The sequence below is a fragment of the Paracoccus sp. MA genome (assembly GCF_020990385.1).
Classification (GTDB): Bacteria; Pseudomonadota; Alphaproteobacteria; order Rhodobacterales; family Rhodobacteraceae; genus Paracoccus.
In genome coordinates this window covers 700,704-723,449 of sequence record NZ_CP087598.1, presented here as the reverse complement: position 1 = coordinate 723,449, position 22,746 = coordinate 700,704, and the positions used below count along the sequence as shown (strand labels likewise).

Genomic DNA, 22,746 nt, shown 5'->3' with positions numbered 1-22,746 from the left:
AATGGAAGCTCGGGTGGACAGAGAGGCGCCGGCGGGTCTAGCCTCGACCCGACCGCACTGGCAAGACGAGGGGAACCGCCCATGACCAAGCCGATCCTGCGCCTTCTGGGCGCTCTGACGCTGCTGGCTCTGGCCGCCTGCACCCAGAGCCCGCAGACGGGGGATGCGCCCGCCGGCCGGGTGATGGACAGCATGATCGACCCCGCGACCGGCCAGCCGGTGATCTCGGGCCCGGTCCTGACCGGCACGGCGCCGCGCACGCCGGGCAAGACGCTCAGCACCGCCTCGCCCCCCGCGCCCGCCGCCCGCACCGCGGCGGAATTCGACACCACGACGCGCGAACAAAGGGCCGCGGCGGCCGCCGCACCGACCACGGGGGAACGCCGGCTCGGCACCACCATCGCTTCGCTCGGCGATCCGTCGCAGCCGGGCTTCTGGATCAAGACGCCGCTGGCGAAATCCGAATCGGAGGGTCGGATCGTGAACCCGGCGAACGGCAAATCCGCCAAGGTGCGGCTGATCCCGATGGGCGGCCCGGCCAGCGGCGGCAGCCAGGTCTCGCTGCCGGCGCTGCAGCTGATCGGCGTCAGCCTGACCGACCTGCCCACCATCGAGGTCTATGGCAGCTGATCGCCGCCGCCCGGCAAGCCCTTGCGATTCTCGGGCAGCCACCGCCCTGCCTCGCGCCGGGCAAAGGGCTTCAGCCGCGCCCCATCCGCCGCCAGCCAGTCGCGGACGCGCTGCGGATCATGCTTGGAGAGATCGCGCAGCCACCAGCCAATGGCCTTCTGGATGAACCATTCCCGGTCCTCGGCCAGACGCGCGAGCCAGGACAGCACCCGCTCGCGCCGTTCCAGATCCTGCGGCTTGGGGTTGCGGATGCGCGTCCAGGGCAAGGTCCCGACCAGGGCCGCGCGCCGCACCCACAGGCTGGGATGATCCAGCCACGGCGCGACCTCGTCGAGCCGCGCCGGCTCGGCCAGCAACCGCCGCTCGCCCGCCTTCATGGCGTGATCGGCGATCGCCCAGCCATCGAATTGCAGCACCCAGCCGGCGATCAGCCGCCAGACCTCTTCGTCCGGCCGGATGCGCGCCTGGGTCAGCAGCTTCGCCGCCGCGATCCGCGCCTCATGCACGTCGCTGTCCCAGAGCCGACGCGCCAGTTCGACCCGCGCCGGCACATCCCTGCCCTCGCGCCAGCCGCGGGCCAGCGCGTCGATCTCGGGCACGGCGACGCCCAGATAGACCCGCGGCGCCTTGTGATAGGCCGCCATCCCGGCCGCCTTGCCGGCATCGCCGCGCGCCTTCAGCTCGTCCAGTTCCCGCATCTTCTCTGTTTTCCAAATACTCCCGGGGGAGCCCTCGCAGGCCCCGTCGAGGGGCCTGCGAGGGCGGGGGCAGAGCCCCCTACTCCACCGTCACCGATTTCGCCAGGTTGCGCGGCTGGTCCACGTCGGTGCCCTTGGCCACCGCGGTGTGATAGGCCAGATATTGCATCGGCACCGCGTAAAGGATCGGCTGGAACAGCCCGCCGCCCGCAGGCATCGCCAGCCCGGCCCGAACGCCCTGGCCGCCGGTCGCCAGCCCCTCGACATCCGAAATCAGCAACACCTGGCCGTGCCGCGCCATGACCTCCTGCATGTTCGAGACGGTCTTTTCGAACAGCCCGTCGCGCGGCGCCAGCACCACCACCGGCACATTGCGGTCGATCAGCGCGATGGGCCCGTGCTTCAACTCTCCCGAGGCGTAGCCCTCGGCATGGATATAGCTCAGCTCCTTGAGCTTCAGCGCGCCTTCCAGCGCCACCGGGTAAAGCGGTCCGCGGCCCAGATACAGCACGTCCTGCGCCTCGGAAAGCCAGCCGGCCAGGCGGCGGCATTCGTCGCTGACCGCCAGCGCCTGGTTCAGCAGGCCCGGCAGCGCGCGCAGATCCGCCAGATGCGCCGCCAGCTCGGCCTCCGTCAGCCGGCCGCGATCCCGCGCCGCCTTCAGCGCCAGCACCGCCAGCACCGCCAGCTGGCAGGTGAAAGCCTTCGATGAGGCCACCCCGACCTCGATCCCCGCCAGCGTCGGCAGGGCGATGTCGGCGTCGCGCGCGATGGCCGAGGTGCCCACGTTCACCACGCCGACCGTCCGCGCCACCTTGTCGCGGGCATAATGCAGCGCCGCCAGCGTGTCCGCGGTCTCGCCCGACTGGCTGACGAAGAGCGCCCAGCTTTGCGGCGAAAGCGGCGGCTCGCGATAGCGGAACTCGGACGCCACATCCAGGTCGCAGGGCAGGCCCGCGAGCGATTCGAACCAATAGCGCGCGACATGCGCCGCATAGAAGGCGGTGCCGCAGCCGACCAGGGTCAGACGGTCCACGTCGCGGAAATCCAGCGCCTCGGGCAGGACGATCCGGTCGCCCTTGATGTAGTGGTTCAGCGCATCGCCCAACACCACCGGCTGCTCGGCGATCTCCTTGGCCATGAAATGCCGGTAGCCGCCCTTGTCGATCTGGGTCGCGCCCACGTCGATCTGCTGGATCTCGCGATTGGCGGGACGGCCCTCGGCGTCGAAGATCTCGGCGCCCGAACGGCGGATGATCGCATGGTCGCCGTCTTCCAGATAGGTGATCCGGTCGGTGAAGGGCGCCAGCGCCACGGCGTCCGAGCCGATGAACATCTCGCCCTCGCCATGGCCCACGGCCAGCGGGCTGCCCTTGCGGGCGGCGATCATCAGGTCGGGCTCGCCCTCGAACAGGAAGGCCAGCGCGAAGGCGCCATGCAGGCGCGCCAGCGTCGCCCGCGCCGCCTCGACCGGCGACAGGCCCTGGTCCATGTGCCAGGCGGTCAGCAGCGCCACGGTCTCGGTATCGGTCTGCGATTCCGGCTGCAGCCCCAGCGCCACCACCTCGTCGCGCAGCTCGCGGAAATTCTCGATGATGCCGTTATGGACCACCGCGACGGGACCGCGGCGATGCGGATGGGCATTGGCTTCGGTCGCCGCGCCATGGGTGGCCCAGCGGGTATGGCCGATGCCGGCATGGCCGGTCAGCGGCTCATGCACCAGCCGGTCGGACAGGTTCACCAGCTTGCCCACCGCCCGGCGGCGGTCCAGCCGTCCCTCGGCATCCACCGTCGCCACGCCGGCGCTGTCATAGCCGCGATATTCCAGCCGCTTCAGCGCCTCGACCAGCTGGGGCGAAACCTCGTGATCGCCGAGAATGCCGATGATGCCGCACATGGATCAGTTCCCCTTCTTCTGGCGCAGGGCCTGCATCAGCCGCGTGGCGAGGCCGGGCTTGGTGATCTGGCGCGCGCGTCCCAGCGCCAGCGCGTCGTCCGGCACGTCCTGGGTGATGACCGAGCCCGAGCCGGTCATCGCCCGCGTCCCCACCCGCACCGGCGCCACCAGCATGGTGTCCGAGCCGATGAAGGCATGGGCGCCGATCTCGGTCCGGTGCTTGCCGACGCCGTCGTAATTGCAGGTGATGGTGCCGGCGCCGATATTCGTCGCCTCGCCGACATGGGCGTCGCCCAGATAGGTCAGGTGGCCGACCTTGACGCCCTCGTCCAGCACGGCGTTCTTGATCTCGACGAAATTGCCGACATGCACGTCGCCGCCCAGCTCCGCCCCGGGCCGCAGCCTGGCGAAGGGGCCGACCGTGGCGCCGGCGCTGACATGGCAGCCTTCCAGATGGCAGAAGGGCAGGATCTCGGCGCCGCTTTCGACCGTCACGCCGGGGCCGAAGACCACGTTCTGCCCGATCACCGCGTCGCGGCCGATGCAGGTGTCGAGGGCGAACCAGACCGTCGCCGGATCGCTCAGCGTCACGCCGTCCTCCAGCGCCCGGGCGCGGGCGCGGGCCTGGAAGGCGGCCTCGGCCTGCGCCAGTTCGGCGCGGGTGTTGATGCCCAGCGTCTCGGATTCGTCGCAGGTCACCACCTCGACCCGGTGGCCGGCGGCGCGGGCCAGTTCGGGAATGTCGGTCAGGTAGTATTCGCCCGCCGCGTTGCGGTTGCCGATCCGGGGCAGGAATTCGCGCAACAGCGCCGCATCCGCCGCCAGCACGCCGGAATTGACCAGGCGGATGGCGCGCGTCGCCTCGTCGGCGTCCTTGTATTCGACGATGCGCTCCAGCCCCTCGGGGCCGGTGACCAGCCGGCCGTAGCGGCCGGGATCGGCGGCCTCGAAGCCCAGCACCACCACGTCGGCGGCATGGCTGGCAAGATTGGCCAGGGTTTCCTCGCCGATGAAGGGGGTGTCGCCGTAAAGCACGATCACCCGGCCCTCGAACCCTTCCAGCAGCGGCATGGCCTGGCGCACGGCATGGGCGGTGCCGAGCTGCTCTTCCTGCAGGGCGATGCGTGCCTCGGGGTCCAGCTTCGCCACCGCCTTGGCCACCGCCTCGGCGCCATGGCCGGCGACCACGATCACCTCTTCGGGTTCCAGCAGGCGGCCGGTGGCCAGCGCGTGCCCGACCAGCGGCACGCCGCCCAGCCGGTGCAGCACCTTGGGCAGGTCCGACTGCATGCGGCTGCCCTGTCCGGCGGCCAGCACGATCAGCGCGACGGGTTTCTCGGTCATCTCTGCCCTCTTGCCTGTTCCTTATCCTTGCCGGGCGTTCTACCTAGAGGGCGGCGGTCGGGAAAGGCCCCGACGGATCAAACATCTTGACGGAAGGTTACAGCATGGCGGGAACGGTGGTCTTCGATCTGGACGGCACGCTGGCCGATACATCCGGCGACCTGATCGCGGCGGCCAATGCCTGCTTCCATGCCCGCGGCCTGGGCGCATTGCTGGATCCCATCGAGGATGCGCTGATCGCCTTTCACGGCGGCCGCGCCATGCTGCGCGCGGGCTATGCGCGGCTGCCCGGTGACACCATCCTGCCGCCCGGCGCCGAGGACGAGGATTATCCGCGCCTGCTGGGCCATTACGGCGAGGCGATCGCCATCCACACCCGGCTCTATCCCGGGGCCGAGGCGGCGCTGGACCGGCTGGCAGCGGCCGGCCACCGGCTGGCGGTCTGCACCAACAAGCCCGCCGCGCTGGCCGAGACGCTGCTGCGCGAACTGGGCATCCGCGACCGGTTCGCGGCCATGATCGGCGCCGACACGCTGCCGGTGCGCAAGCCCGATCCCCGCCCCTATCAGGCCGCGGTCGAAACGGCGGGCGGCAAGGTGGCGCAATCCTTCCTGGTCGGCGATACCGAGACCGACCGCAGGACCGCCGCCGCCGCCGGCGTCAAGGTCGCGCTGGTCGCCTTCGGCCCCGAGGGCGAGGCGCTGCGCCGGCTGGCGCCCGAGGCGATGCTGGCGCATTTCGACGACCTGCCGCGGCTGGCCGCCGACTGGCTGGCCTGAGTCAAAGTGAAAGGGGGCCGCGACGGGCCCCCTGATGCGCGGAATTGCCCCCGGGACGGGACGGCCCCTATTCGGCCTCGTCGGCGGATTTGGCGTTGAGCTGGCCGTAGTTCTGCGCCCCGATCTCTTCGTAAAGGCCCAGCTGGGTTTCGAGGAAGTCGATATGCCCCTCTTCATCAGTCAGCAGCGCGTCGAACAGGTTCTTGCTGACGTAATCCCCGACCTTGTCGCAATATTCCCGCGCCTCGATGTAAAGGGTGCGGGCATCGTATTCGGCCGCCAGGTCGGATTCCAGCGTTTCCTTGAGGTTCTGGCCGATCCGCAGCGGGTCCAGCTTTTGCAGGTTGGGATGGCCTTCCAGGAAAATGATTCGCTGGATCAGCCGATCCGCGTGATGCATTTCCTCGATGGATTCGGCGCGCGACTTGTCGGCGACCTTGCCGTAACCCCAGTCCTCTTGCAGCCGGTAGTGCAGCCAATACTGGCTGACCGCGGTGAGTTCAGACCGTAGCGCTGCGTTGAGATACTCGATGACCTTTGCGTCGCCCTTCATGGCTTACCCCTGTGCGGTTGGCTTTCAGCCCCCGAAGGATGGGGGGCACGGCCAGATTATCGCATCCGCGCATGGTGTCCAGAAACAAAGGCATACAGCTCCCGCAATCGGCGCGCTTGCCGAGTGCGTGATAGATCTTGCCGGGGGTGATGATCGTTTCGGGGTCCGCGGCACGCATCCAGTCAATGGCGGCCTTGATGTCGTGGTCCGAAATCTGGGTGCAGTGGCAGACGATCATTTACTCACCTCGGTTGGGCAAAACTTACCCATTTCCTCGGATAAGTAAAGCCTGAGTTTTTCACTTTGTGATGAAGCCCGCCTTGACGCTTCCGGACGGCGCGGACAGAACCTAAGCCCATGAAGCTGGACGATTTCGATTTTCACCTGCCCGAGACGCTGATCGCGACCCGCCCGGCACGGCCGCGTTCCTCGGCGCGGCTGCTGCTGGCGCAGGGCGATTCGATTCGCGACCTGCACGTGCGCGACCTTGTCGACCTGCTGGGACCGGGCGACCTGCTGGTGCTGAACGACACCAAGGTCATCCCGGCGCGGCTGAACGGCACCCGCGCCCGCCAGACCCCGCAGGGCGAGGCGGTGGCGAAGGTCGAGGTCACGCTGCTGGAGCCCGTCGCCGATGGCTGGAAGGCGCTGGCGAAACCGCTGCGCAAGCTGAAGCCGGGCGAGGTGATCCGCTTCGGCGCGGCGCTGTCCGCCGAGGTGGCCGGGATCGCCGGGGGCGAGCTGACCCTGCGCTTCGACGCCACGGGCGAGGCGTTCGATGCCGCGCTGGCGCAGGTCGGCGCCATGCCGCTGCCGCCCTATATCGCCGCGCTGCGGGCGCCCGACGAGGCCGATCGCGAGGATTACCAGACCGTCTGGGCGCGGCGCTCGGGCGCCGTGGCCGCGCCGACCGCCAGCCTGCATTTCGACCGCGACCTGCTGGAGCGGCTGGCCGCCCGCGGCGTGCGCTTCGCCCATGTCACCCTGCATGTCGGCGCCGGCACCTTCCTGCCGGTCAAGGTCGAGGACGTGACCACCCACAAGATGCACGGCGAATGGGGCGAGGTCACGCCCGAAGCCGCCGCGGCGATCAACGCCGCCCGCGCCGACGGCGGGCGGGTGATCCCGGTCGGCACCACGGCGCTGCGCCTGATCGAATCGGCGGCCGCCGAGGACGGCACCGTGCAGCCCTTCCAGGGCGTTACGGAAATCTTCATCTATCCCGGCTATCGCTTCCGCGTGACGGATGCGCTGATGACCAATTTCCACCTGCCGAAATCGACTCTGCTGATGCTGGTCAGCGCCCTGATGGGGCCGGACCGCATCCGCGGCATCTATCGCCATGCGGTGGAATCGGGCTATCGCTTCTTCAGCTATGGCGACGCCTCCCTGCTGATTCCGAAGGACCCGTGATGCTGACCGTGCTGCGCACCACCTGGCCATTGCTTCTGGGCATCCTGCTCTTGATGGTCGGGAACGGCATGCAGGGCACGCTTCTGGGCATCCGCGGCAAGATCGAGGGCATTTCGACCACCCAGATGTCGGTGGTCATGTCGGCCTATTTCGGCGGCTTCCTGCTGGGCTCGCGGGTGGTGCCGGAACTGATCCGCAAGGTCGGCCATGTGCGGGTCTTTGCCGCGCTCGGCTCGCTGATCTCCTCGGTGCTGATCCTTTACGCAGCGGCGCCGCACTGGATCTCGTGGTCGCTGATGCGGCTGCTGATCGGCTTCTGCTTCTCGGGCGTCTACATCACCGCGGAAAGCTGGCTGAACGCCGGCACCACCAACGAGAACCGCGGCCAGGCCATGTCGGCCTACATGATCATGCAGATGCTGGGCATCATCTCGGCGCAGTTCCTGATGAACACGGCCGATCCGGCGGGCTATCTGCTGTTCGTGATCCCCTCGGTCCTGGTCAGCGTCTCCTTCCTGCCGATCCTGCTTTCGACGCAGCCCGCGCCGCAATTCTCGACCCTGAAGCGCATGAGCTTCGGCAGCCTGTTCCGCGTCTCGCCGCTGGGCTGCATCGGCATCTTCCTGATGGGCGGGGTGTTCTCGGCGCTGTTCGGCATGGCCTCGGTCTGGGGCTCGACCAAGGGGCTTTCGGTGCGCGAGATCTCGGCCTTCGTCGCCGCGATCTATGCCGGGGGGCTGTTGCTGCAATACCCGATCGGCTGGCTTTCGGACCATGGCGACCGGCGCTTCATCGTGCTGGGCCTGTCGGTTCTGGGCGCGGCGGTCAGCCTGGCCACGGTGACGCTGCAGCCGGGCATCTGGGGCCTGCTGCTGGCCGCGGCGCTGATCGGCGGCGTGGCCAATCCGGTCTATTCGCTGCTCTTGGCCTATACCAACGATTTTCTGGACAACAGCGACATGGCCGCCGCCTCGGCCGGGCTGCTGTTCATCAACGGCATCGGCGCCATGGCCGGGCCGCTGATCACCGGCTGGCTGATGTCGCTGCTGGGCCCGGACGGGTTCTGGGTCTATATCGGCCTGCTGCTGGCGATGCTGGCCTTCTATGCCGGCTGGCGCCGCACCCGCCGTCCGGCGGCCCCGGTGGCGGATCAGCAGAGCTTCGCGGTCATCGCCCCCTCGGCCACCCCCGTCGCGGTCGAGGCGGCGCTGGAAACCGCCAGCTCGGACGACGCCGACAAACCCGCCTGACGGGGTTGCGGCGCGCCGCCGGCTCTGCAACCATCCGGGAAAACGGAGGGCGCAGCATGACCGACACCGTGACACCCGAAAGCATCAACCGCTTCTGGCTCGACGAGATCGGCGAGAAGGGCTGGTATGTCCGCTCGGACGCGCTGGACGACACCATCCGCCAACGCTTCCTGCCGGTCTGGGAGCGCGCCGCCGATCTGGCGCCCGGCTGGGCCCGGACGCCCGAGGGCGCGCTGGCCGCGCTGATCCTGACCGACCAGTTTCCGCGCAACATGTTCCGCGAGGATGCCCGCGCCTTCGACACCGACCCCCTGGCCCGCAGCCTGGCCCGCGAGGCCGTCGAGAACGGCTTCCACCTGCGCATCGAGCCGCCCGGCCGGCAGTTCTTCTACCTGCCCTTCGAGCATTCCGAGGACCTGGCCGACCAGGAACGCGCCGTCAGCCTCTTCGCCGAGTTCATGCCCGGCGAGAACCTGCGCCATGCCGAGCTGCATCGCGACACCATAGCCAGATTCGGCCGCTTCCCCTGGCGCAACGCGGCGCTGAAGCGCGTGCCCACGGCGGCGGAAACCCGCGTGATGGAGGCCGGCGGCTATGGCGCGCTGGTCGCCGGCAAGCTGTCGCTTGCTGACCTCTGAAAAATGGTTTAACGCTGAACTATCTTTTTTGATAGGGGGACATCCATGGCGCAGAGCTTCGACATGGTGGTGATCGGTTCCGGCCCTGGCGGCTATGTCTGCGCCATCCGCGGCGCGCAGCTGGGGCTGAAGGTGGCCTGTATCGAGCGCGAGCATCTGGGCGGCATCTGCCTGAACTGGGGCTGCATCCCGACCAAGGCGCTGCTGCGCTCGGCCGAGGTCTTTCACCTCATGCACCGCGCCAAGGAATTCGGCCTCTCGGCGGACAAGATCGGCTACGACCTCGGTGCCGTGGTGCAACGCTCGCGCGGCGTGGCCAAGCAACTCGCCGGCGGCGTCGGCCACCTGCTGAAAAAGAACAAGGTCACCGTCATCATGGGCGAGGCCAGCCTGACCGCCCCCGGCAAGATCAGCGTCAAGACCGACAAGGGCAGCGAAGAGATCACGGGCAAGGCCATCGTGCTGGCCACCGGCGCCCGCGCCCGCGAGCTGCCGGGGCTGGAACCGGACGGCGACCTGGTCTGGAATTACAAGCACGCCCTGCAGCCGCCGCGGATGCCGAAAAAGCTGCTGGTCATCGGCTCGGGCGCCATCGGCATCGAATTCGCCAGCTTTTTCAACACGCTGGGCGCCGACACCACGGTGGTCGAAGTCATGGACCGCGTGCTGCCGGTCGAGGATGCCGAGATCTCGGCGCTGGCCAAGAAGCAATTCGTCAAGCAGGGCATGAAGATCCTGGAAAAGGCCGCGGTCAAGAAGCTCGACCGCGCCAAGGGCAAGGTCACCGCCCATATCGAGATGGGCGGCAAGACCGAGACGCATGAGTTCGACACGGTGATCTCGGCCGTCGGCATCGTCGGCAATGTCGAAAACCTCGGCCTGGAAAAGCTGGGCGCCAAGATCGACCGCACCCATGTCGTCACCGACGAATATTGCCGCACAGGGGTCGAGGGGCTCTATGCCATCGGCGACGTGGCCGGCGCGCCCTGGCTGGCGCACAAGGCCAGCCATGAAGGCGTCATGGTGGCCGAACTGATCGCCGGCGGGCACCCGCACCCGATCAAGCCGAACTCGATCCCCGGCTGCACCTATTGCAACCCGCAGGTCGCCTCCGTCGGCCTGACCGAGGAAAAGGCCAAGGCCGCGGGCTACGAGGTCAAGGTCGGCCGCTTCCCCTTCATCGGCAACGGCAAGGCCATCGCCTTGGGAGAGCCCGAGGGCCTGATCAAGACCGTCTTCGACGCCAAGACCGGCGAGCTTCTGGGCGCTCACATGGTCGGCGCGGAAGTCACCGAACTGATCCAGGGCTATGTCGTCGGCCGCACGCTGGAAACCACCGAGGCCGAACTGATGGAAACGGTCTTTCCGCACCCGACGCTTTCCGAGATGCTGCACGAGGCCACGCTCTCGGCCTATGGCCGCGCGATCCATTTCTGAACGACAAAGGGGCCTCGCGGCCCCTGATTTCTCCGTTTCACAAATACTCTCGGGGGTCCGGGGGCAGACAGCCCCCGGTCCGGCCGTCACGCCGGGATCGGCATCCGCGCCTCGACCATGCCGGCATACCAGCTCGACCCCGCCGGAATCGCATTGTCGTCGAAGTCATAGGCCGGGTGATGCACCATCGCCGTGTCGCCATTGCCGACGAAGATATAGGCGCCGGGCCGTTCATTCAGCATATAGCTGAAATCCTCGCCCGCCATCAGCGGCTCCATCTCCATGTTCACCTCGCCCGCCACCTGGCGCGCCACCTCGGCCGCGAATCCGGTGGCTTCCGGGTGGTTCATCGTCACCGGATAGCCGCGGTCATAGCGCACCTCGGCCGTGGCGCCGAAGGCGGCGGCGACATTTCCCGCAACGCGCTTGATGCCCTCTTCCAGCTGGTCGCGCACCTCGGGCGCGAGGCTGCGGGCGGTGCCCTTCAGCTTCACCACCTGCGGGATGACGTTATGCGCGGTCGAATCGGTCTCGACCACGCAGACCGAGACCACGCCGCTCTTCAGCGGATCGACATTGCGCGACACCACCGATTGCAGCGCCACGATGATCTGCGCCGCGACCAGAAGCGTGTCGATGGCCTCATGCGGCTTGGCGGCATGGCCGCCCTTGCCGGTGACCAGGATGTCGAACTGGTCGGCGGCGGCCATCATCGCGCCCTCGCGGATGGCGAAGCTGCCCACCGGATAGCCGGGCATGTTGTGCATGCCATAGAATTCCTGGATGCGCCAGCGATCGACCAGCCCGTCCTGCACCATGGCCAGGCCCCCCGCCCCGCCCTCTTCGGCGGGCTGGAAGATCACCACGGCGGTGCCGTCGAAGTTCCGCGTCTCGGCCAGGTATTTCGCCGCGCCCAGCAGCATGGCGGTGTGGCCGTCATGGCCGCAGGCATGCATGACCCCCGGATTCTTCGAGGCATATTCCGCACCGGTCTGTTCCTTGATCGGCAGCGCATCCATATCGGCGCGCAGCCCGATCACCCGGCCGCTGCTGTCGCTGCGGCCCTTGATGACGCCGACCACGCCGGTGCGGCCGACGCCCTCGGTGACCTCGTCCACGCCGAAGCTGCGCAGCAGTTCGGCCACCCGGCCGGCGGTGCGATGGACCTGATAGTCAAGCTCGGGGTTCTGGTGAAAGTCGCGGCGCCAAGCGGTGATCTCGGGCAGCAATTCGGCAAAGCGGTTCTTGACGGGCATGTGACGATCTCCTTCGGCCCGCAGGTTACGCCTTTCGCCCCGCGCCGCAAGGCCGTGCAGGCCGGCAATACGCAAGGCGCGACGCCGATGCCCGCGCCTCAGCCATGCGTCACCGGCTCGGTCAGCACCAGATGGCCGGGCGCGACCTCGGCATAGGTCGAGGGCGGCGGGACGTAGCCGAGGGGCTGGATCGGCGAGGGGATCGGGCGGAAGCGCAGATCCTCGCTGATCTTGCGGCGGCGCGGATCGGCGACCGGGACAGCGGCCATAAGCTGGCGGGTATAGCTGTGCTGCGGGTTCTCGAACACCTGCCGGCGGCTGCCGATCTCGACGATGCGGCCCAGATACATGACCGCGACATGGTGGCTAACCCGCTCGACCACCGCCATGTCATGGCTGATGAACAGCATCGAGATGCCCAGGTCGCGCTGCAGTTCCATCAGCAGGTTCAGCACCTGCGCCTGGACCGAGACATCCAGCGCCGAGACCGCCTCGTCCGCCACGATCAGCTTGGGGTCCAGCGCCAGGGCGCGGGCGATGGCGATGCGCTGGCGCTGGCCGCCCGACATCTCGTGCGGGTAACGCTTCATGAAGCCGCGCGGCAGCTCCACCCGGTCGAAGAGCTGGGCGATGCGGTCGCGGCGCTCGGTGCGGTTGCCGATGCCGTAGTTCAGCATCGGCTCCTCGAGCTGGTCCAGCAGCCGCATCTGCGGGTCAAGGCTGGCGAAAGGATCCTGGAAGATCAGCTGCATGTCGCGCCGCGCCTTGCGCAGGTCCGAAGCGCCAAGCGCCAGGATGTCCCGCCCGCCCAGGCTGACCTGTCCCGATGTCGGCTCGACCAGCCGCAGGATCGAGCGGCCGGTGGTGGACTTGCCGCAGCCCGATTCGCCGACCAGCGACAGGGTCTCGCCGGCATTGACGGTGAAGCTGACGTCCTCGACCGCGTGGACCTGGGCCACGGTGCGGCGCAGGATGCCGCCCTTGACCGGGAAGCGGGTGCAGAGATGCCGGACCTCCAGCAGCGGCTCGGGGGCGCGGGGGACGACCGGCTCGGGCCGGGCCGCCTGCCCGTCGCGCATCAGCCGCATCGGCTCGGGCGCGTCGCGGCCGGCCATCTCGCCCAGCCGCGGCACGGCGGCCAGAAGCGCCTGGGTATAGGGCTCGCGCGGGGCCTCGAAGATCTGCTCGACCGGGCCTTCCTCGACCTTGTTGCCGCGGAACATGACCACGACGCGGTCGGCCATCTGCGCCACCACCGCCATGTCATGGGTGATGAACAGCACCGCCATGCCGGTTTCGCGCTTCAGCCGGTCGATCAGCGCCAGGATCTCGGCCTGGATGGTCACGTCCAGCGCCGTGGTCGGCTCGTCGCAGATCAACAGGCGCGGCCGGCAGGCCATGGCCATGGCGATGACGACGCGCTGGCGCATGCCGCCGGACAGCTCGTGCGGGTATTGCCGCAGCCGCCGCTCGGGCTCGGGGATGTGCACCTCGGCCAGAAGCTCCAGCGCCCGGGCGCGGGCTTCGCGCCGCGACAGGCCGCGATGCACCATCAGCCCTTCCGAGAGTTGCTCGCCCACGGTGAAAACCGGGTTCAGCGCCGTCATCGGCTCCTGGAAGATCATCGCGATCTCGTTGCCGCGGATGTCGCGCATGGCGGCGGGCGGGGCCTTGGCTAGGTCGACCTCGCCCCGCTCGCGCTGGAAAAGCAGCCGGCCGCCGGCGATCTCGCCGCCGCCGAACTCGACCAGCCGCATCAAGGACAGCGAACTGACCGACTTGCCCGAACCGGATTCGCCCACCACGCAAAGGCATTCGCCGGGCCGGATGTCGAAGGACAGCGACTCGACCCCGGTAACCGGGCCGTCATGGGTCTGGAATTCGACCCGCAATCCCTCGACCCGGACCAGCGGCTTTCCGTCCAGCATCCGCACCCCCTGACCATTGCCCGACCATTGTTGCGGCATTCAGGCTAATGCCCCGCCGTCACATTGCAATCGCAAAGCGGGGCGGGAACTTGTTTCTTGCTTTTCATCCGGGACCTGTCTGAAACTCGGCGCATCCGAGGGACAGCAAGACCGGGGAAACGGCAGAAGGCAAAACACCACCGGAACCGGCAGCGCCAGAGGTCCCGCGCAGATCCACCGACAGGAGAGAGCGATGAAACTGAAAACCCTGATGCTGGGCGCGGCGGCAACCACCGCCTTTGCCGCCGCCATGACCCCCGCCGCCTTTGCCGCGCGGGGCGCCGACGGGCAGGTGAACGTCATCATGTGGCAGGCACCCTCGACGATGAATCCCTACCTCTCGGCCGGCACCAAGGACATCATTGCCAGCTCCATCGCGCTTGAGCCGCTGGCGAGCTTCACCACCGAGGGCACCATCGAGCCGCGGCTGGCGGCCGAACTGCCCTCGGTCGAGAACGGCGGCATCGCCGAGGACCTGAAAAGCGTCACCTGGAAACTGAAGCCGGGGATCAAATGGGCCGACGGCAGCCCCTTCACCGCCGAGGACGTGGCCTTCACCGCCGCCTATTGCATGGACCCCTCGGGCGGCTGCGCGCAGCTGGCGAAGTTCGAGGGAGTCGAGACGGTCGAGGCGGTGGACGAGCTGACGGTGAAGATCACCTTCGTCTCGCCGCGGCCCGACCCGTTCTCGGCCTTCGTGGGGGCGCAGTCGCCGGTGCTGCAAAAGGCGCAGTTCGAGAACTGCACCGGCGAGAAGGCCCCGACCTGCACCCAGCAGAACTTCAACCCCGTCGGCACCGGCCCGTTCAAGGTGGTCGAGTTCCGCACCAACGACACCATCACCTTCGAGGCGAACCCGGAATATCGCGACCCCGAAAAGCCCGCCTTCGCCCGGCTGGTGGTCAAGGGCGGCGGCGATGCGGCGGCGGCGGCGCGTTCCGTGCTGGAGACGGGCGAATTCGACTATGCCTGGAACACCCAGCTGGCCCCCGACGTGATCGCCGGCATGGAGGCGGCCGGCAAGGGCCAGAACGTCGCCGCCTTCGGCTCTCTGGTCGAGCGCATCCATGTGAACCTGACCGATCCCTCCTCGGACCTGCCCGAGGGCGAACGCTCCACCGCCAAGCATCCGCACCCGATCCTGACCGATGCCAATGTCCGCAAGGCGCTGTCCATGGCCATCGACCGCGAGCTGCTGACCGAACTCGGCTATGGCCCCGCCGGCCAGCCGACCTGCAACCTGGTGCCGGCGCCGGCGGCCTGGGCCTCGGACAATACCGAATGCCTGACCCAGGACATCGAGGGCGCCAAGAAGCTGCTGGACGAGTCCGGCTGGACGCCCGGCGCAGGCGGCATCCGTGAAAAGGACGGCAAGCGGCTGAGCTTCGTGTTCCAGTCCTCGGTCAACGCGGTGCGGCAGGACTTCCAGGCGCTGATCAAGCAATGGTGGTCCGAGATCGGCGTCGAGACCGAGCTGAAGACGGTCGACCCTTCGGTGTTCTTCGGCGGCGATGCGGGATCGCCCGACACCTTCCAGAAGTTCTATGCCGATATCGAGATGTATGCCAACAACTTCGAGGGCAACAACCCCGAGCCCTATCTGGCGCGCCAGACCTGCGACAAGATCCCCGGCCCGGACAACCAGTGGCAGGGCGAGAACACCAGCCGCTATTGCGACCCGGAATTCGACAAGCTGATCGGCGAGATGACGCAGATCGTCGATCCGGCCGAGCGCGGCGCCATGGGTCGCAAGCTGAACGACATGCTGACCAAGGACAGCAATGCCGTCATTCCGCTGGTCTATCGCGGCACCGCCTCGGCCGTGTCGAACACGCTGGGCGGCGTCAAGCTGAACGCCTGGGACAGCGAGCTGTGGAACGTCGCGGACTGGCATCGCATCAAGCAATAGGCCATGCTGGCGAAAGACCGGCCCCGTCGCGGGGGCCGGCCCCTGACCCGTCAACAGGCGGAAAGACCATGATGATTTCCCGACTGATCGCCTCGGCGCTGGCACTGGTCGTCGCTTCGCCCGCCCTTGCCGAACGCGGCGGCGACGGCGAGCTGCGCGTGCTTTACTGGCAGGCCGCCACGGTGCTGAACCCCTATCTGTCGACCGGCGCCAAGGACGTGGACCCGGCCTCGATGGTGATCGAGCCGCTGGCCATCGTCGCCGACGACGGCAGCCTGCTGCCGGTGCTGGCGGCCGAGATCCCCAGCCGCGAGAATGGCGGCATCGCTGAGGATTTCACCTCGGTCACCTGGACGCTGAAGCCGGGGCTGGTCTGGTCGGACGGCTCGCCCGTCACCGCCGAGGACGTGAAGTTCACCGCCGAATATTGCATGGACCCGGCCTTCGGCTGCGCGGTGCTGGCCGAGTTCGAGGGCATCGCCTCGGTCGAGGCGCTGGATGCGCAGAGGGTGCGGCTGAATTTCGACGCGCCACGCTATGCGCCCCTGCAAGCCTTCGTCGGCGGGCGCACGCCGGTGCTGCAAAAGGCGCAGTTCCAGCCCTGCATGGGCGCGGCGGGCGCCAGCTGCACGGCGCAGAATTTCGGCCCCATCGGCACCGGCCCCTATCGGGTGACGGATTTCCGGCCCGGCGACGTGGCGGTGTTCGAGATCAACCAGCATTACCGCGACCCCGCGAAACCCGCCTTCGACCGGGTGACGGTCAAGGGCGGCGGCGATGCCATGGCGGCGGCGCGGGCGGTGCTGGAATCGGGCGAATACGATTTCGCCTGGAACCTGCAGCTGCCGCCCGAGTCGGTGGCGGCGATGGAGGCGCAGGGCAAGGGCAGGCTGGTGGCCAGCTTCGGCTCGATGGTCGAGCGGATCGAGCTGAACCAGACCGATCCCAGCTTGGACCTGCCCGAGGGCGAGCGGTCCACCGCCGCGCATCCGCACCCGGTCCTGGGCGATCCGGCGGTGCGCCGGGCGCTGTCCATGGCCATCGACCGGCCGCTGCTGGCCGAGCTGACCTATGGCCCGGCCGGCAAGCCGACCTGCACCATCGTGCCGGTGCCGGCCGCCTATGCCTCGGGGCGCGACGAATGCCTGGCGCAGGACATCGAGGGCGCGAAAGCGGCGCTGGACCAGGCCGGCTGGCTGCCGGGCGGCGACGGCGTGCGCGAAAAGGACGGTCATCGGCTGTCGCTCGTGTTCCAGACCACGGTGAACCCGGTGCGCCAGGACGTGCAGGCGCTGGTCAAGCAATGGTGGTCCGAGATCGGCGTCGAGACCGAGCTGAAGGCGGTGGACGGCGCGGCCTTCTTCGGCGGCGATCCCGGCAATCCCGATTCGCAGCAGAAATTCTATGCCGATGCGCAGATGTTCACCGATGCCTTCTATATCCCCGACCCTGCCTCGTTCCTGAACAAGTTCGTCTGCTCGCGCATCCCCTCGGCGGAAAACCAGTGGCAGGGCAACAATTCCGTGCGCTTCTGCGACAAGGCCTATGACGCGGGCATCGCCGAGCTGCATCGCAGCGCCGAGCCGGAACAGCGGCAGGAGATCGCGAAGCGCCTGACCGACACGCTGACCGCCGAGGGCAATTACCTGCTGCCGCTGGTGCATCGCGGCATGGTCTCGGCCCATGCGGGCAGCCTGCGGGGCGTCGCCCCGAACGGCTGGGAGGGGCAGCTGTGGAACGTCGCCGACTGGAGCCGCGCCGAGTGAGGAGAAAGCCGTGAGCGGGAAAGGATCGCCATGCTGAGTTTCGCCCTGCGCCGGCTCTTGCTGGCAATCCCGACGCTGCTGTTCATCTCGCTGGTGATCTTCCTGCTGCTGGAAGCCTCGCCCGGCGATCCCTTGGGCGACGTGCCGCTGACCGTGCCGCCCGAGGTCAAGGAGCGGATGCGCGAGGCGCTCGGCCTCGGGCAGGCCTGGTATATCCGCTATGTGCTGTGGTTGAAGCAGTTCTTCTGGGTCGAGCCGCTTTACTGGTTCGACCGCGCCTTCGGCACTGGGTTCAGCGAAGGCATGCAGCGCATCATCAGCTTCCAGAGCCGCAGCCCGGTCTTCGACGTGATCGCGCAGCGGCTGCCGCAGACGCTGACCGTCGTCGGCATGTCCTACCTGATCGGGGTGCTGATCGCGATCCCGATCGGCATCGTCTCGGCCTACAAGCAATATAGCTGGTTCGACCAGATCGGCACCTTCGTGTCGATGGTCGGCTTCTCGCTGCCGACCTTCTTCACCGGGGTGGTGCTGATCATCGTCTTCGGCATCAAGCTGCAATGGTTCCCGTCGATCTACGACACCACCTTGCGGGTGACGGATTGGGACAGCTTCGCCCAGCAGGTGCGGCAGATGGTGATGCCGGTCACGGTGCTGGCGCTTTACAACGCCGCGCAGATCAGCCGCTTCATGCGCGCCTCCATGCTGGACAACCTGCGCCAGGATTACGTGCGCACCGCCCGCGCCAAGGGCCTGTCCGAGCGCGTCGTGGTGCTGAAGCACGTGCTGCGCAATTCGCTGATCCCGGTGGTCACGGTGATCGCGCTGGGTCTGCCAGCGGTCTTCGGCGGCGCCATCATCACCGAGCAGGTGTTCAAGGTGAACGGGCTGGGGCAATTGCTGATCCTGGCGATCAACGCCAATGACATCCCGATGGTGATGACGCTGACCTTCATCTTCGCGGTGCTGATCGTCACCTTCACCCTGATCGCCGACCTGCTCTATGGCGTGCTGGACCCGAGGATCCGCTATGACTGACCGGCTGCTGATCGAGGAAAGCGCGGTCAATGCCGCGGCACCGGGGGCCGAGGCGCTGCCACCGGCCGCCCCAACGCCCGAGGCCCCGGCCCGCAGCCAGTGGTGCGACATCTGGCGGCAGTTCCGCAGCCATCGCGGCGCCATGGTGGCGCTGGTGCTGTTCCTGGCGATCATCCTGTTCGTGGCCGTCGGGCCGCTGGTCTGGACCATCGAGCCGACCTTCGTGGACATCCGCGCCCGCAACCAGGGCTTCAGCGCCGCGCATCCGCTGGGCACCGACCAGCTGGGCCGCGACCTGCTGGCGCGGCTGATGGCCGGCGGCCAGGTCTCGCTGGCGGTGGGGCTGACCGCCATGGCGATCGCGCTGACGCTGGGCAGCCTGATCGGCATCAGCTCGGGCTATTTCCGCCGGCTCGACGCGCCGCTGATGCGGCTGACCGAGCTGTTTCTGGCCCTGCCGCTGCTGCCGCTGCTGCTTCTGATGGTAACGCTGTTCCGCGAGCCTTTGGGAAAGGCGATGGGCCCGGCGGGCGGCACCTTCCTGCTGATCGTCGGCGCCATCGGCGTCACCTCGTGGATGCAGACCGCGCGCATCGTGCGCGGCGAAGTGCTGGGCCTGAAGGAGCGCGAGTTCATCCTGGCGGCGAAATCCATCGGCACGCCGGCGCCGCGGATGATCCTGCGCCATGTGCTGCCCAACGTGGTCTCGCCCATCGTGGTGGCGGCGACGCTGGGCATCGCCACGGCGATCATCACCGAAAGCGCGCTGTCCTTCCTGGGGCTGGGCTTCCCGCCGGATTTCCCGACCTGGGGGCGGCTGCTTTACGACGCGGTGGACCAGATGCAGATGTATCCTTGGCGGGTGGTGCTGCCGGGGCTGCTGATCTCGCTGACGGTGCTGTCGGTGAACTATATCGGCGACGGGTTGCGCGATGCCATGGACCCGCGGATCCGCAAGCGCTGAACGGCGCGGTTGCATGGGTATTGGGCGAGCAAAGAAGCCTAGAGCGCCGCGGCCAGGCGCGGCAGTTCCGCGCGCGGCAGGATCAGGAGCATCGGGCCCTCGCATTCCAGCGTGACCGGGCCCGTGGCTTCGTTCGAGGTGCCGCTGCGGCCAGCCGGCGCGAAGGCCAGCCCGTCGATGGGCCATTTCAGGCCGGTCGAGCTGCCCGAGGCCGGGCCCATTGGGAACAGCGAGACCCGGGTGCCGGGGGCGAGGTCCAGCGCGAGGTGCGGGGGGGCGAGGGTGATCGCGTCCTCGCCGGCGATCAGGATGCAGGGCGGGCCGATGCGGCGGGCGAGCACGCCGAGCGCCGAGAGGAAATGATCGTGGCGCGCGCCCGAGAAACCCAGCGCAATGATGAAGGGCGCACCGAGCCGGGAGAGGCATTTCTCGAAATCGGTGCTGTCCTGCTCGGCGATGGGATGCTGGTTTTCGGCCGGGATCTCGGCCCGGGCGCGGGCCGAGATGCTGTCGAAATCGCCCCAGACCGCCGCCGGCATCAGCCCGTGGCTCAGCGCGGTATCGGCGCCGCTGTCCGCGGCGGCCACCACCGGCGCGAGCCGCAGCGCCTGTTGCAGGTCGGCGCGGCTGACCGGCGCGCCGCCGATCAGCGTGACCGGGCGGGCGCTGGTGAACCTCATTCGCCCTTGCCGATGCCGGAGAAGACCTTGCGGAAGGGCAGCGCCCAGAGGATGCCCAGGGCCACATAGACCGCAAGCTCGACCAGGACCGGCTGGCGGCCCCAGCTCCGGTCCATCCAGTTCACCAGGCTCACCGCCACCACGATATAGAGCGGCAGCCCGACCAGCAGGATCACCAGCGACCAGCGTTTGCGCGTCTTGAGGTCCATGTCAGCCCGCATCAGTCCGCGAAGGGATCGGTCACGAGGATGGTATCGTCGCGCTCGGGCGAGGTCGAGAGCAGCGCGACGGGGCACTGGATCAATTCCTCGATGCGGCGGACGTATTTGATCGCATTGGCCGGCAGGTCGGCCCAGCTGCGCGCGCCCTGCGTCGAATCCTGCCAGCCCTCCATCTCCTCGTAGACGGGTTTCGCACGGGCCTGCAGCGCCGCGGCGGTGGGCAGGTGGTCGTAATGCTGGCCGTCCACTTCGTAGCCGGTGCAGATCTTGAGCGTCTGGAAGCCGTCCAGCACGTCGAGCTTGGTCAGCGCGATGCCGTCCACGCCCGAGATGGCGCAGGTCTGGCGCACCAGCACCGCATCGAACCAGCCGCAGCGGCGCTTGCGGCCGGTGACGGTGCCGAATTCATGGCCGCGCTCGCCCAGGCGCTGGCCGTCGGCATCGTCGAGCTCGGTCGGGAACGGGCCTTCGCCGACGCGGGTGGTATAGGCCTTGACGATGCCCAGCACGAAGCCGATGGCCGAGGGGCCGAGCCCGGTGCCGCTGGCCGCCATGCCCGACATGGTGGTCGAGCTGGTCACATAGGGATAGGTGCCGAAATCGATGTCGAGCAGGCTGCCCTGCGCGCCCTCGAACAGGATGCGCTTGCCGGCCTTGCGGTAGTCGTTCATCACCTTCCAGACCGGCTGGGCGTATTGCAGCAGTTTCGGGGCGATTTCCAGCAGCCTGGCGCGCAGCTCCGCCCGGTCGATGGGCGCGGCGCCGAGGCCCTGGCGCAGGGCGTCGTGATGGGCGAGCAGGCGGTCGAGGCGCGAGTCCAGCGTCTCCTCGTCGCCCAGGTCGGCGACGCGGATGCTGCGGCGGCCGACCTTGTCCTCATAGGCGGGACCGATGCCGCGGCCGGTGGTGCCGATCTTGCTGGCACCGGCGGCTTCCTCGCGCAGCTTGTCGAGGTCCTGGTGCAGCGGCAGGATCAGCGGGGTGTTTTCCGCGATCATCAGGTTTTCCGGGCTGATCTCGACCCCCTGCGCAGCCAGCTTGTCGATTTCGGCGAACAGCGACCAGGGGTCCAGCACCACGCCGTTGCCGATGACCGCCATCTTGCCCTTGCGCACGATGCCCGAGGGCAGGAGCGACAGCTTGAAGACCTGATTGCCGATGACCAGCGTGTGGCCGGCGTTGTGGCCGCCCTGGAAGCGCGCGATCACATCGGCGCGTTCCGACAGCCAGTCGACGATCTTGCCCTTGCCCTCGTCGCCCCATTGCGCGCCGACGACCACCACATTGGCCATTGTGCTTCCCCTTGCGGTCATGAATGCCGCGAACCGTATAATGGCCGAAGCCCTTGGGGGGAAGCGCATTCCGCCCTGCCTGCGAAATGTCCAGCCTGCCCAGATTTCGCGCAGATCGGGGATCGGGCCGGCGGATCTGGTGCCTTTCCTTGCAGTCGCGGCGCGGCTCTGCCGATGCTTCGGGCAAAGAGGTCCCGATGCTGCACCAGACGATCCCCTGCCAGCTTCCCCGCGCCCAAGGGCGCGTCCGCGCCGGATTCGCGCTGCGCAGCGGCACGACCCGGCTGGAGCGGCTGCACCAGTCCGGCAGCGGCAAGGCCATGCTGCCGCCCGCAGGGGGCTGCGAGCTGGTGCTGCTGAACACTTCGGGCGGGCTGACCGGCGGCGACCGGATGGAGATCGCGGTCGGGCAAGGGCCGGGCACGCGGCTGGTGGTGACGACCCAGACGGCCGAACGCGCCTATCGCTCGGTGACAGGCCGGGCGGGGGTTCGGGCGCGCTATGCGGTGGCGGACGGCGCGCATCTGGACCTGCTGCCACAGGAAACGATCCTGTTCGACCGCGCCGCGCTGGTGCGCGAGCAGGAGGTGGCGCTGGCCGGCTCGGCCAGCTGCCTCTGGGCCGAGGTGCTGGTGCTGGGCCGCGCGGCCATGGGCGAGACGGTGACGCGGCTGGACCTGAGCGACCGGCGCCGCATCAGCCGCGACGGCCGGCCGGTCTTTGTCGAGAACCTGCGCATCACCGATGCCGCACTGGCCGGATGCGGGCCGGCGATGCTGGCCGGACGCCGCGCCTTTGCGACGCTGGTGCTGGTGGCCCCCGACGCCGCCGACCGCCTGGGGCGGGCGCGGGATGCGCTTGGCGCGGACGGCGCCGCCAGCGCCTTCGACGGCAAGCTCGTGGCGCGGCTGATGGCCCCGGATGGCTGGGAGCTGCGGCAGGCGCTGATGCGGCTGATCCGGGCGATCCGGCCCGGCCCCCTGCCCCGCGTCTGGCAAATCTGAAGGAAGCCTA

The 22,746-nt window shown here is 68.4% G+C and carries 21 protein-coding genes; 11 read left to right on the top strand and 10 right to left on the bottom strand.

Translation table 11 applies throughout. The annotated features are described in order from the left end of the window. The first annotated feature begins 81 nt into the window (after window positions 1-81). Complete coding sequence (locus LOS78_RS10665) at window positions 82-630, top strand: hypothetical protein (RefSeq protein WP_230378209.1); 549 nt, start codon at window positions 82-84, stop codon at window positions 628-630. On the opposite strand, the gene LOS78_RS10660 is transcribed toward LOS78_RS10665, so the two are convergent. The 3 genes from LOS78_RS10660 to glmU form a co-directional block, all read right to left on the bottom strand. Next, the gene (locus LOS78_RS10660) at window positions 618-1,328 is read right to left on the bottom strand and encodes a DNA alkylation repair protein (RefSeq protein ID WP_230378208.1); all 711 of its coding nucleotides are present in this window, start codon (window positions 1,326-1,328) and stop codon (window positions 618-620) included. The genes LOS78_RS10665 and LOS78_RS10660 overlap by 13 nt on opposite strands. Before the next feature lie 79 nt (window positions 1,329-1,407). After that, window positions 1,408-3,225, bottom strand: coding sequence for a glutamine--fructose-6-phosphate transaminase (isomerizing) (gene glmS, locus LOS78_RS10655; protein WP_230378207.1), 1,818 nt, complete (start codon window positions 3,223-3,225; stop codon window positions 1,408-1,410). A gap of 3 nt (window positions 3,226-3,228) precedes the next feature. Further along, window positions 3,229-4,569, bottom strand: a complete 1,341-nt coding sequence (gene glmU, locus LOS78_RS10650) for a bifunctional UDP-N-acetylglucosamine diphosphorylase/glucosamine-1-phosphate N-acetyltransferase GlmU (protein WP_230378206.1) — start codon at window positions 4,567-4,569, stop codon at window positions 3,229-3,231. Window positions 4,570-4,673: 104 nt separating this feature from the next. On the opposite strand from glmU, the gene LOS78_RS10645 reads away from it, so the two are divergent. Next, on the top strand, window positions 4,674-5,348 hold the full coding sequence (locus LOS78_RS10645; protein ID WP_230378205.1) for an HAD-IA family hydrolase: 675 nt from the start codon (window positions 4,674-4,676) through the stop codon (window positions 5,346-5,348). Window positions 5,349-5,415: 67 nt separating this feature from the next. Here the strand turns inward: LOS78_RS10645 and bfr are convergent, their stop codons facing one another. Both bfr and LOS78_RS10635 read right to left on the bottom strand, forming a co-directional pair. Next, window positions 5,416-5,901: a bacterioferritin gene (bfr, locus tag LOS78_RS10640; RefSeq protein ID WP_028711919.1), complete on the bottom strand. Its 486-nt coding sequence runs from the start codon at window positions 5,899-5,901 to the stop codon at window positions 5,416-5,418. After that, window positions 5,849-6,139 carry a bacterioferritin-associated ferredoxin gene (locus LOS78_RS10635; protein WP_084637777.1) on the bottom strand — a complete coding sequence of 97 codons (291 nt, stop codon included), beginning with the start codon at window positions 6,137-6,139 and terminating at the stop codon, window positions 5,849-5,851. The genes bfr and LOS78_RS10635 overlap by 53 nt, the downstream gene beginning before the upstream one ends. Before the next feature lie 119 nt (window positions 6,140-6,258). On the opposite strand from LOS78_RS10635, the gene queA reads away from it, so the two are divergent. From queA to lpdA, 4 genes are read left to right on the top strand one after another with little or no spacing between them, the layout of a single operon-like run. Then, window positions 6,259-7,314, top strand: a complete 1,056-nt coding sequence (gene queA / locus LOS78_RS10630; protein WP_230378204.1) for a tRNA preQ1(34) S-adenosylmethionine ribosyltransferase-isomerase QueA — start codon at window positions 6,259-6,261, stop codon at window positions 7,312-7,314. Next, window positions 7,314-8,564: an MFS transporter gene (locus LOS78_RS10625; RefSeq protein ID WP_028711917.1), complete on the top strand. Its 1,251-nt coding sequence runs from the start codon at window positions 7,314-7,316 to the stop codon at window positions 8,562-8,564. The genes queA and LOS78_RS10625 overlap by 1 nt, the downstream gene beginning before the upstream one ends. 56 nt (window positions 8,565-8,620) lie before the next feature. After that, entirely contained in the window at window positions 8,621-9,202 is a 582-nt protein-coding gene (locus LOS78_RS10620) for a DUF924 family protein (protein ID WP_230378203.1), read from the top strand. A gap of 45 nt (window positions 9,203-9,247) precedes the next feature. Then, the gene (lpdA, locus tag LOS78_RS10615) at window positions 9,248-10,639 is read left to right on the top strand and encodes a dihydrolipoyl dehydrogenase (RefSeq protein ID WP_028716138.1); all 1,392 of its coding nucleotides are present in this window, start codon (window positions 9,248-9,250) and stop codon (window positions 10,637-10,639) included. 86 nt (window positions 10,640-10,725) lie between these two features. On the opposite strand, the gene LOS78_RS10610 is transcribed toward lpdA, so the two are convergent. Together LOS78_RS10610 and LOS78_RS10605 are read right to left on the bottom strand one after the other, a co-directional pair. After that, window positions 10,726-11,895, bottom strand: coding sequence for a M20 aminoacylase family protein (locus LOS78_RS10610; protein WP_230378202.1), 1,170 nt, complete (start codon window positions 11,893-11,895; stop codon window positions 10,726-10,728). Between the two features lie 98 nt (window positions 11,896-11,993). Then, window positions 11,994-13,823, bottom strand: a complete 1,830-nt coding sequence (locus tag LOS78_RS10605) for an ABC transporter ATP-binding protein (protein ID WP_230378201.1) — start codon at window positions 13,821-13,823, stop codon at window positions 11,994-11,996. Between the two features lie 232 nt (window positions 13,824-14,055). Between LOS78_RS10605 and LOS78_RS10600 the strand changes: the two genes are divergently transcribed. From LOS78_RS10600 to LOS78_RS10585, 4 genes are all read left to right on the top strand, one after another. Continuing rightward, window positions 14,056-15,771 (top strand): peptide ABC transporter substrate-binding protein, encoded by a 1,716-nt coding sequence (locus LOS78_RS10600; protein WP_230378200.1) that lies wholly within the window; start codon window positions 14,056-14,058, stop codon window positions 15,769-15,771. A 68-nt stretch (window positions 15,772-15,839) separates the two neighbouring features. Next, complete coding sequence (locus LOS78_RS10595) at window positions 15,840-17,537, top strand: peptide ABC transporter substrate-binding protein (protein ID WP_230378199.1); 1,698 nt, start codon at window positions 15,840-15,842, stop codon at window positions 17,535-17,537. Between the two features lie 30 nt (window positions 17,538-17,567). Beyond that, entirely contained in the window at window positions 17,568-18,575 is a 1,008-nt protein-coding gene (locus tag LOS78_RS10590) for an ABC transporter permease (protein ID WP_230378198.1), read from the top strand. Then, entirely contained in the window at window positions 18,568-19,539 is a 972-nt protein-coding gene (locus LOS78_RS10585; RefSeq protein WP_230378197.1) for an ABC transporter permease, read from the top strand. The genes LOS78_RS10590 and LOS78_RS10585 overlap by 8 nt, the downstream gene beginning before the upstream one ends. Window positions 19,540-19,577: 38 nt before the next feature. Here the strand turns inward: LOS78_RS10585 and LOS78_RS10580 are convergent, their stop codons facing one another. The 3 genes from LOS78_RS10580 to LOS78_RS10570 are packed head-to-tail and all read right to left on the bottom strand — an operon-like array spanning window position 19,578 to window position 21,732. Then, the gene (locus LOS78_RS10580; RefSeq protein WP_028711908.1) at window positions 19,578-20,219 is read right to left on the bottom strand and encodes a thiamine diphosphokinase; all 642 of its coding nucleotides are present in this window, start codon (window positions 20,217-20,219) and stop codon (window positions 19,578-19,580) included. Continuing rightward, on the bottom strand, window positions 20,216-20,428 hold the full coding sequence (locus tag LOS78_RS10575; RefSeq protein ID WP_230378196.1) for a DUF2842 domain-containing protein: 213 nt from the start codon (window positions 20,426-20,428) through the stop codon (window positions 20,216-20,218). The genes LOS78_RS10580 and LOS78_RS10575 overlap by 4 nt, the downstream gene beginning before the upstream one ends. Window positions 20,429-20,439: 11 nt before the next feature. Next, entirely contained in the window at window positions 20,440-21,732 is a 1,293-nt protein-coding gene (locus tag LOS78_RS10570) for an adenylosuccinate synthase (RefSeq protein WP_028711906.1), read from the bottom strand. A 197-nt stretch (window positions 21,733-21,929) separates the two neighbouring features. On the opposite strand from LOS78_RS10570, the gene LOS78_RS10565 reads away from it, so the two are divergent. After that, a complete protein-coding gene (locus tag LOS78_RS10565) occupies window positions 21,930-22,736 on the top strand; it encodes an urease accessory protein UreD (RefSeq protein ID WP_230378195.1) in 807 nt (268 codons plus the stop codon). Window positions 22,737-22,746: the final 10 nt, after the last annotated feature.